We start from the raw sequence: 9,895 nt of genomic DNA, 5'->3' as shown, positions 1-9,895 counted from the left end.
GGTTCACTGATTGCCGCTCTTGGCAGTTATTTTCAAGCGAAAGCACAAAACGGAGCTTGGTTAGTACGTATTGAGGACTTAGACCCACCAAGAGAAATGCCAGGTGCAGCGCAACTTATCCTAGAGGCACTCAAGGCCTATCAGCTGCATTGGGATGGAGAAGTGGTATACCAGAGCGAACGTCACGACCTTTACCAAGCTCAAATAAACAAATGGCTCGAAAATGGGGAAGCCTATTATTGCCAATGTACTCGTAAGCAAATTAAAGAGCATGGCGGTTTTTATCCTGGCACTTGCCGCGATAAAAACTTGAAAGACGGCGCGATTCGCCTAAAAATGACCAAGCCTGTCGCTCATTTCCTCGACCAAAAGCGGGGAACCATTACGATTCCAGAGCAACTCGTTAATGAAGATTTCATTATTAAACGTCGAGATGGATTATTTGCTTATAATCTTGCGGTAGTATTGGACGACATCGACCAAGGCGTCACAGAAGTCGTGCGAGGTGCAGACTTAATCGAGCCGACAGGGCGTCAAATTAGCCTGTACCAAATACTTGGTCAGCCTGAAGTTAGCTACTTACATTTACCATTGGCGATGGACAACAACGGCAATAAATTGTCGAAACAAAATCACGCGACGGCTATTGATATAGATACACCAAAACCTACTCTATTGCGCGCCATGACATTTTTAGGTTTCGAGATACCTGAAACCGTAAGGGCGGCCAACATAGAAGATATTCTTCGTTGGGGCTGCGAAAACTGGCGGTTGGAACAGCTTCCAGCAGAGATCGAGATCACACCGTGATTCTCAAATGGCATTGTGTAGGCTATCATTAGCCGCAAATTAGGCCCTAGAGGCGTATAAAACTAACCAAAGCAAGATTGGATTAAACCCAGTGATTGCCAGATGCACATGAATACAAACGACTATACACCAAGCGAACCTGCCACAATTCCAGAGCTCGCTCTCAATGTAATAACTCGTGAAGAGCACAACATTTCGCGTAAGCAGATCAGTGATAATGCGCTGAAGGTACTGTACCGCCTAAATGGTGCTGGTTTCGATGCTTTTCTTGTGGGTGGCGGGGTTCGAGACTTACTGCTTGGACAAAAACCAAAAGATTTTGACATTGCGACCAACGCAACGCCGGAACAGATCAAACAGCTATTTCGTAACTGCCGTTTGATTGGTCGCCGCTTCCGCTTGGCTCATATTATGTTTGGCCGAGACATCATTGAGGTTGCGACATTCCGTGGTCACCACCAAGAGCAAAAGAATAAGAGCATTTCTCAGCAATCAAAAGAGGGTATGCTGCTGCGTGACAACGTCTACGGCACCATCGATGAAGATGCTGAGCGCCGTGATTTCACGATTAACTCGATGTACTACAACATCGCAGATTACTCGATTCACGACTACGCACGTGGTATTGAAGATTTAGAAGATCGCCTAATTCGACTGATTGGTGATCCAGAAACACGCTACCGTGAAGACCCTGTACGCATGCTGCGTGCGGTTCGTTTCGCGGTAAAACTAGACTTTGATATTGAAGAAGACACCGCAGCGCCAATCGAACACATGGCACCGTTGCTCGGTGACATTCCGTCAGCGCGTCTTTTTGAAGAGTCACTCAAATTATTGCAATCCGGTCATGGCTTAGAAACCTACCACCTACTGCGTGAGTACAACCTATTCCAGCAACTATTCCCGACGATTGCAGCGCACTTTACAGAAGATTACTCCTCTCACACTGAGCAGATGTTGGATCTTGTCCTAGATTCTACCGACATGCGCATCGAAGATGGGAAACGCATCAATCCAGCATTTATGTTTGCTGCAATGCTGTGGTACCCACTGTGTGCGAAAGCCGATGAACTGATGGAAGAGCGCAACTTAGGCCATTACGACGCCATTATGGAAGCGAGCAACATCATTCTTGACGAGCAAGTTCGCACAATTGCCATTCCAAGACGCCACACCGCAACCATTCGCGAGATTTGGCAGTTACAGCTTCGTCTTCCACGACGTAACGGTAAACGTGCATTCCGTCTTATGGAGCTCAATAAATTTAGAGCTGGCTTTGATTTTCTTGAAATGCGCGGTGAAATTGAAGGTGGTGACACTCAGAAGCTTGCCAAGTGGTGGGAAACTTTTCAAAATGCAGGCCGAGAAATGCGTCAAGCAATGGCTGCCGACTTAGACGGTCAATCACCGAAAACAGGCCAGCGCCGCCGTAAAACTTATCGCAAGAAAAAGAGTAAGCCCAAATCATGATTACAGCGTACATTGCGGTAGGCAGTAACTTGGCTGATCCTGTCAGCCAAGCGAAGCAAGCGATTGAAGCATTAAAAACGCTGCCTAAATCAGAGTTTGTTCAAGCTTCTTCGCTATACAGCAGCACGCCAATGGGGCCACAAAACCAACCGGATTACATCAATGCGGTTGTGTCTATTAACACCAGTTTGACGCCTATTGAATTGCTCAATTGCACACAAGCTATAGAGCAAGAACAAGGGCGTGTCCGTAAAGACGAACGCTGGGGGCCAAGAACCTTGGACCTCGACATTGTGCTTTATGGCAATGAGGTGATTAATTCCGAGAGGCTGATCGTTCCTCATTATGGAATGAAAGAGCGTGAATTCGTACTCTACCCTCTTGCGGAAATTGCACCAAGTTTACAACTCCCTGATGGGACCGAGGTCTCTGAACTACTGGAACAAGTAGATAGAAACGGCCTCAGTATCTGGCAGTCATAGCCAACTCCTAGTAAGGATAAAACCATGAAAAAAATGACCATCAACGACCTAATCAAGTGGAAGCAAGAAGGTCGTAAATTTGCTACTTCAACCGCTTATGATGCGAGCTTTGCCCAACTGTTTGAAAGCCAAGAAATGCCAGTACTTCTTGTTGGTGATTCTCTAGGTATGGTTTTGCAAGGTCACAACGATACTCTGCCAGTAACGGTCGATGATATCGCTTACCATACTCGTTGCGTACGCGCTGGTAGCCCAAATTGTTTGTTGATGGCAGACATGCCATTCATGAGCTACACCACCCCAGAGCAAGCTTGCGAAAATGCGGCTAAACTGATGCGTGCTGGTGCCAATATGGTAAAAATTGAAGGTGGTGACTGGCTTGTCGACACGGTGAAAATGCTCACTGAACGATCAGTTCCAGTTTGTGCTCATCTTGGTTTAACTCCTCAAGCTGTTAATATTTTTGGTGGTTACAAAATCCAAGGTCGCGATCAAGAAAAAGCAGACCGCATGGTAAAAGACGCATTAGCGCTGCAAGAAGCAGGCGCTCAAATCGTCTTACTAGAATGCGTACCAGCTGAGCTTGCTGAACGTATTACGCAAGTGCTTGACGTTCCTGTTATCGGTATTGGTGCAGGTAACGTAACAGATGGTCAAATTCTCGTAATGCATGATATGTTTGGTATTTCTGCCAACTACATGCCGAAATTCTCCAAAAACTTTCTTGCTGAAACAGGTGATATGCGCAAAGCCGTTACTAAATACATTGAAGATGTAGCCAACGGTGTATTCCCAGACGACGCTCATACCATTGCCTAGAGGATAAATGCATGCAAACTTTTGCGGAAATCTCAGCAGTTCGTGAACACCTTAAAACCTTTAAACGTGAAGGTCGTAAAGTGGCGTTTGTCCCTACCATGGGCAACCTTCACGAAGGCCACTTAACTTTAGTGCGTAAAGCACGCGAATACGCTGATATCGTTGTCGTAAGCATCTTTGTTAATCCGATGCAGTTTGATCGTGCAGACGATTTAAATAATTACCCACGCACGCTAGAGGAAGACTTAAGCAAGTTAACCTCTGAAGGGGTCGATGTGGTATTTACGCCAACACCAGAAGTTATCTACCCTGAAGGTCTGGATAAGCAAACCTTCGTCGATGTCCCTGGCCTATCAACAATTCTCGAAGGCGCGTCTCGACCAGGTCATTTCCGTGGCGTGACGACGATTGTGAATAAGCTGTTTAACATCGTACAACCGGATGTCGCGTGCTTCGGCGAGAAAGACTTCCAACAACTTGCTGTTATCCGCAAGATGGTTGATGACCTAGCAATGGACATTGAAATCATCGGTGTACCAACCGTACGTGAAATGGACGGTTTAGCAATGAGTTCACGCAATGGCTTGCTTACGCTGGACGAGCGTCAACGTGCACCTGTACTTGCTCGTACAATGCGTTGGATCAGCAGTGCCATTCGCGGTGGCCGCGATGACTACGCATCGATCATCGAAGATGCAAGCGACCAACTTCGAGCTGCAGGTCTGCACCCTGATGAGATCTTCATTCGTGATGCTCGTACATTACAAGTGATCACACCAGAAACGACACAAGCTGTCATTCTGATGTCTGCGTTCCTAGGCAAAGCTCGTCTTATCGATAACCAAACGGTAGATATGGTTGTCGAAGCGAAGGAAGAAGCTGAATCTAACAATACAAACTCAGAGAGCGCAGAGTAAGCTCTGAGTCATAAAAGTAAAAAGGTCGACTCTTAGTCGACCTTTTTTATACTCTACGTATAGACGCAATCTAACCCTTCAGGGCGAGTTTTAAACCGCTTGTGCAGCCACATCCACGCTGGAATATCACGTTTTATCATTTTCTCAAGCTCTTGGTTCAAGATGCTTGCCGCTTTAACCGCATTACGTCTCTCGAAACGCTCGCTAATGTCTTTTCCAATGTACAGCGTGTAATGGTGATTTTTACTCACTGTAACGCCAGATATAACCGCGCACTTTGTTGCATCAATGAGAACACTAGACCCGACGGTACTCGCCGCTTGTTCAACAGCAAAAAACGGCGCAAAAACAGAATGGCTAACGCCATAATCATGGTCGGGTAAATACCAAAGTCGATGACCATTCTTCAGAACTTTGAGCATTGATTTCACGTCTTTTCGATCAATCATTTGATGTCCAAAACGAGTTCGACCTCGATGTTGAATAAACTCATAAGCAGGATTCGAATTTGGGCGATAAACGCCATAACCTTGGGCAAACTGGCTAAAAATACGAGCGGTTATCTCCAAGTTTAAATGGTGACTGCACACCACCAACACACCACGTCCATTCTTTTCCTCAGCGAGTAAACGATCTTTTCCAACAATAGAGGTTATCCGACGTATCCGCCAATCTGGCCAAAACCAAGCGATACCGGTTTCGATGATCGCCATTCCAGTATATTGAAAGTTTTTTCGTACTACGTCCTTACATTGCCAATCCGTAAAATCAGGGAAACACAGCTGGAGATTACGCAGAGCGATCTTGTGTCGGCGCTTCATTACATGCATCGCAATACAGCCGATGATTCTACCTAAGATTCGCAATACTACGTATGGCAGTACATTAACAAGAATCGCTAAAGATCCAAATGCCAGCCATACAGACCAATATTTGGGCTTAAGTAACTGATAGGAGAAAGGCGGCGGCGGGACAATATTCATAGGATCACTCATTTATTACAAATGATTGAAACCTACCATGATAAAAACCGAAAAATTGTATGGGTATGTATTGTTATGCACGCGAAAGAGCAGCGTGAATCGCCGCTCTTTGCTTTATGAGAATGGCTTAGCTTCTTAGCCCAATCCCTTTGGTTACTAGATAATGCGCAATGGCATACAGTGCAACAACAAACACTGCAAGTACACTAAATGAAGTGACAATGCCCACATCCGAGACACCTAAAAAGCCGTAGCGGAACGCATTCACCATGTAGACGATTGGGTTGATCTTAGAAACGCCTTGCCAAAATTCAGGCAGCAGACTGATCGAATAAAAGACTCCTCCCAAGTAAGTTAAAGGAGTCAATACAAACGTAGGGATGATCGAAATATCATCAAACGTTTTTGCGTAAACCGCATTGATCAAGCCACCGAGAGCAAATACAACCGACGTCATGAAGACAGTCGCGACAATAATGCCCCAGTGCTCCACTTGCAAATCAACGAACAAAAGTGACACACAAGTAACAATTGCACCGACCAACAAACCTCGAGTCACGCCGCCCATCACATAGCCAGCAATAATCACATAGTTTGGTACCGGTGCCACCAGCAGTTCTTCAATATTCTTCTGTAGCTTTGCACTAAAGAATGACGACGCCACGTTCGAGTATGAGTTAGTGATCACCGACATCATGATCAAACCTGGAACAATGTACTCCATGTAACTAAAGCCGCTCATCTCACCAATTCGAGAGCCAATAAGATTGCCGAAAATGATGAAGTACAACGTCATCGTAATGGCTGGCGGCACTAAGGTTTGCACCCAAATACGTGTAAAACGAGTGACTTCTTTGCTCAGCAAGCTGCGAAATGCCGTCCAATATAAACCGTACATTTAATTACTCCCCTCTCTTACAATGCTGACAAACAACTCTTCAAGTCGGTTGGCTTTGTTACGCATTGAGAGAACTTTAATGCCATGCTCTGTTAACTGACTGAATACCGAATTCAATCCTTGGCTCTTATCTAGTTCTATCTCTAAAGAGCCATCAACAATACTTTGTCGATTAACACCTTCAAGCTCAGGCACCTCGACTTCTGACTCAATATCCAAGATAAATGTCTCGACGCTTAGCTTACCTAGTAACGCCTTCATGGTGGTATTTTCAATCAGCTCACCACGATTAATAATGCCGATATTTCGACACAGCATCTCCGCTTCTTCTAGGTAGTGTGTCGTTAAAATAATCGTAATTCCTTGCTCTTGGTTGATCTCTTTCAGAAACCCCCACATTGAGCGGCGTAGTTCAATATCCACTCCAGCCGTTGGTTCATCTAAAATGAGTAATTGCGGCTCGTGCATCAAAGCTCTTGCGATCATTAAACGACGCTTCATCCCACCGGATAGGTTACGAGCACGCTCTTGGCGTTTTTCCCATAAATCCAATTTTTTCAGGTATTTTTCTGCTCTTTCTTTGGCTAATACTTTAGACACACCGTAATAGCCAGCTTGCTGCATCACAATTTGCTCAACGGTTTCAAACTGGTTGAAGTTGAACTCCTGTGGCACCAAGCCTAAATTCTGCTTGGCCAATTCGAGGTCGGTATCAATGTCATAACCGAAAACTTTCGTCGTTCCGGAGGTTTTATTCACTAAGGAGGAAATGATGCCAATCGTGGTCGATTTTCCTGCACCATTGGGACCCAGAAGCGCGTAGAAGTCACCCTTTTTCACTTGGAGACTTATACCTTTTAACGCCTCAAAGCCACCTGCATACGTCTTGCGCAATTGTTCAATTTCTAATGCGTACATAAGGTCTTGATTGCCGTTTGTTTGTGATTACTAATACCGACTCATATTTAGCAGCGGTTTACTACAAAATCGCCTTGGGTATCGTACTGGAGGTCCATCAGTTTATCGTTGAATAACGATGATTACAAATAAACCTTTCGATAATATTGGAAATATAACCCTTACCTCGTAAAGGTTATCTCTAAGTAAGACAAAATAGAGCATAAAAAAACGCAACAGGAAACTGTTGCGTTTTTAACTGTCAGAATGATTACGCCGTTATGCGCTGATACTGGTCTGCCTCAACATGTGCCACCGCCGCATTCAATGCTTCGTAACGGAATTGGTACATATTTTCATCCGGGACAAGGTCAATCACATGGAATTTCTCTAGCTGTTCTCGTGTTCGCTCATTCGGGCATAATAAATACACGGCACAATTGGCATCGAGAGCATCCTTAATCGCATTCTCTAACGCCAAACCGACGGTTACATCAATCATTGGTACATCCGTAAGATCGAGAATCATCACGTCATAGTCCGAAATACTAGAGTGCTGACGTGAAATGGCTTTAGAAACACTAAAGATCATCGGACCGGAAAGATAAAAGAACAGCACTTTACCATTAGCACGATCCAACAAACCACGCTCGCTGTCAGTCAGCGGCACATCATCTTCATCCGCGTCGCTGATCGCTTTTACTTGTCGCGCCTGCTCTCGGCTCAAACGCTCGATGATGATAATGTTCGAGATAAAGACGCCTAAACCCACCGCAACGATAAGATCAACGAATACTGTAAGCAACATAACGCCATACATCACCGCCATTCCGGAAAAGCTTACCTTATGTGCCCTCTGAATAAAGCTCCAGTCTAGGATGTTAAAGCCAACATACACCGCAATGCCTGCTAACACAGCCATCGGGATTGGCTCTGTTAATCCGCCAGCAACCAGTACAACCAACGCCAACATTAGTGCACGAATCACACCAGATAATGGCGAACGAGCCCCAACTTGGATATTCGTTACCGTCCCCATGGTAGCCCCCGCCCCCGGCAGCGCACCAAACAAGCCTGAGATCATGTTAGCTAACCCTTGACCTCGCAGCTCTTTATCTGAGTCGTGTTCTTTACGAGTTAATGAGTCACCGATAACCGCCGTTAACAAAGTATCAATACAACCTAATGTGCCTAGCACTAATGCATCAATGACCATCTCGACAAACATATCTGTGTCAATATAAGGGGCGACGAGAGAAGGTAACCCAGCAGGAATTTCACCGATACGACGAATATCTTCTGTATCAAAGAGAATCACAGACAATAAAGTCACCGCGACCAATGCCACGAGCTGTGCAGGAACGTATTTACGATATTGCTTAGGGAAGAAAAAAAGAATCCCCAAAGTCAGTAGTCCCAAAAACAACTCACTGAACTTAAGGTTAGAAATGGTCTCCGGCAAAGCAGATAACGTTCCGAGTACTCCCCCTGAAGGCGCAGCATGCCCCATCAAAGGCGATAACTGCAGAATGATAAGAATCACACCTATGCCAGACATAAAACCGGAAATAACGCTGTAAGGCATCAAGGTAACGTATTTACCCAGTTTTAATGTCCCCAATAGGATTTGGAACGCGCCAGCCATCATGACAACCGTGAAAGTCATAGCCATGCCCGTTTCTGGGTATTTCGCCATCATACTGGTTAATACTGCGGTCATGATTACCGTCATTGGCCCTGTCGGTTCTGATATTAACGTATTAGAACCACCAAATAACGAGGCAAACAAACCGACCATTATTGCCCCCCAAAGGCCGGCCTCAGCCCCGGCTCCGGATGCAACACCAAACGCTAACGCCAGAGGGAGAGAGATAATCGCCGTGGTTACCCCGCCAAATACATCCCCTTTGAAATTGATATCTTCAAAACGACTACCGAACACTGCTGATTTTCCCTGCATTCAATTTTAAAAAGTAAAATATCACTACTTTAACGAGCTAGGCGAAAATTTAAACCATAAATAGATTAAGGCTAAATTCACACCACAAATAGTTTCACCAGATTTTACTTTTTTCTTAATGAAAACTAGTCAGATGAGTCCTATCTGACGAATATTTAACGAGATCGAAATTGTAACATTGTGTATAGTTACAACACTGATCGCTTGCATGTGCACACAAACAGCAGCAGCGATTTTGTCTTTTAAGGGAAGTAGTTTGCAAAATGCCGGAAATAAAACAGTTATTTGAAAACAATTCGAAATGGTCTCAAGAGATCAAATCTGATCGACCTGAATACTTCGCAAAACTCGCTGAGGGGCAAAAGCCTGATTTTCTTTGGATTGGCTGCTCTGATAGCCGCGTTCCTGCCGAGCGACTAACCGGGCTATACTCAGGTGAACTCTTTGTTCATCGGAATGTTGCAAACCAAGTTATCCATACTGATCTCAACTGTCTATCTGTCGTCCAGTACGCCGTAGACGTTCTTAAGGTTAAACACATCATTGTCTGTGGACACTATGGATGTGGTGGCGTAAATGCAGCCATTGATAACCCTAAGCTAGGTCTTATTAATAATTGGCTGTTACATATCAGAGATATCTATTTCAAACACCGCACA

The 9,895-nt window shown here is 45.0% G+C and carries 10 protein-coding genes; 6 read left to right on the top strand and 4 right to left on the bottom strand.

The features are described from left to right. From gluQRS to panC, 5 genes are all read left to right on the top strand, one after another. Nucleotides 1-810, top strand: an 810-nt coding sequence (gluQRS, locus tag IQR33_RS00825; RefSeq protein WP_228013693.1) for a tRNA glutamyl-Q(34) synthetase GluQRS, incomplete at its 5' end; no start/stop codon positions are given. Between the two features lie 102 nt (nucleotides 811-912). After that, a complete protein-coding gene (pcnB, locus tag IQR33_RS00820; RefSeq protein WP_005386589.1) occupies nucleotides 913-2,280 on the top strand; it encodes a polynucleotide adenylyltransferase PcnB in 1,368 nt (455 codons plus the stop codon). Further along, nucleotides 2,277-2,762, top strand: coding sequence for a 2-amino-4-hydroxy-6-hydroxymethyldihydropteridine diphosphokinase (gene folK / locus IQR33_RS00815; RefSeq protein ID WP_017635910.1), 486 nt, complete (start codon nucleotides 2,277-2,279; stop codon nucleotides 2,760-2,762). Before pcnB ends, folK begins: the two co-directional genes overlap by 4 nt. Nucleotides 2,763-2,786: 24 nt before the next feature. Next, nucleotides 2,787-3,581 (top strand): 3-methyl-2-oxobutanoate hydroxymethyltransferase, encoded by a 795-nt coding sequence (panB, locus tag IQR33_RS00810; RefSeq protein ID WP_005386592.1) that lies wholly within the window; start codon nucleotides 2,787-2,789, stop codon nucleotides 3,579-3,581. 11 nt (nucleotides 3,582-3,592) lie between these two features. Further along, nucleotides 3,593-4,498 carry a pantoate--beta-alanine ligase gene (panC, locus tag IQR33_RS00805; RefSeq protein WP_005380005.1) on the top strand — a complete coding sequence of 302 codons (906 nt, stop codon included), beginning with the start codon at nucleotides 3,593-3,595 and terminating at the stop codon, nucleotides 4,496-4,498. A gap of 53 nt (nucleotides 4,499-4,551) precedes the next feature. Here the strand turns inward: panC and IQR33_RS00800 are convergent, their stop codons facing one another. The 4 genes from IQR33_RS00800 to IQR33_RS00785 form a co-directional block, all read right to left on the bottom strand. Then, the gene (locus IQR33_RS00800) at nucleotides 4,552-5,481 is read right to left on the bottom strand and encodes a Kdo(2)-lipid IV(A) acyltransferase (protein ID WP_047102654.1); all 930 of its coding nucleotides are present in this window, start codon (nucleotides 5,479-5,481) and stop codon (nucleotides 4,552-4,554) included. Nucleotides 5,482-5,608: 127 nt separating this feature from the next. After that, on the bottom strand, nucleotides 5,609-6,379 hold the full coding sequence (locus tag IQR33_RS00795) for an ABC transporter permease (protein WP_005386598.1): 771 nt from the start codon (nucleotides 6,377-6,379) through the stop codon (nucleotides 5,609-5,611). Continuing rightward, the gene (locus IQR33_RS00790; RefSeq protein WP_005380000.1) at nucleotides 6,380-7,297 is read right to left on the bottom strand and encodes an ABC transporter ATP-binding protein; all 918 of its coding nucleotides are present in this window, start codon (nucleotides 7,295-7,297) and stop codon (nucleotides 6,380-6,382) included. A gap of 250 nt (nucleotides 7,298-7,547) precedes the next feature. Continuing rightward, the gene (locus tag IQR33_RS00785) at nucleotides 7,548-9,218 is read right to left on the bottom strand and encodes a SulP family inorganic anion transporter (RefSeq protein WP_005379997.1); all 1,671 of its coding nucleotides are present in this window, start codon (nucleotides 9,216-9,218) and stop codon (nucleotides 7,548-7,550) included. A gap of 281 nt (nucleotides 9,219-9,499) precedes the next feature. On the opposite strand from IQR33_RS00785, the gene IQR33_RS00780 reads away from it, so the two are divergent. Next, a partial coding sequence (locus IQR33_RS00780; protein ID WP_322631744.1) for a carbonic anhydrase occupies nucleotides 9,500-9,895 on the top strand: 396 nt, incomplete at its 3' end.

The sequence above is a fragment of the Vibrio sp. OPT46 genome (genome assembly GCF_015163535.1).
In the GTDB taxonomy this organism is placed as follows: domain Bacteria; phylum Pseudomonadota; class Gammaproteobacteria; order Enterobacterales; family Vibrionaceae; genus Vibrio; species Vibrio alginolyticus.
The sequence above is the reverse complement of the archived record's forward strand: the minus strand, read 5'-3'. Positions and strand labels throughout refer to the sequence as shown.

Bases quoted from the DNA above. Each gene is read 5' to 3' on its own strand.
- folK (WP_017635910.1), top strand. From the start codon at position 2,277: ATGATTACAGCGTACATTGCGGTAGGCAGTAACTTGGCTGATCCTGTC.
- panB (WP_005386592.1), top strand. From the start codon at position 2,787: ATGAAAAAAATGACCATCAACGACCTAATCAAGTGGAAGCAAGAAGGT.
- pcnB (WP_005386589.1), top strand. From the start codon at position 913: ATGCACATGAATACAAACGACTATACACCAAGCGAACCTGCCACAATT.
- IQR33_RS00800 (WP_047102654.1), bottom strand. From the start codon at position 5,481: ATGAATATTGTCCCGCCGCCGCCTTTCTCCTATCAGTTACTTAAGCCC.
- IQR33_RS00795 (WP_005386598.1), bottom strand. From the start codon at position 6,379: ATGTACGGTTTATATTGGACGGCATTTCGCAGCTTGCTGAGCAAAGAA.
- panC (WP_005380005.1), top strand. From the start codon at position 3,593: ATGCAAACTTTTGCGGAAATCTCAGCAGTTCGTGAACACCTTAAAACC.
- IQR33_RS00790 (WP_005380000.1), bottom strand. From the start codon at position 7,297: ATGTACGCATTAGAAATTGAACAATTGCGCAAGACGTATGCAGGTGGC.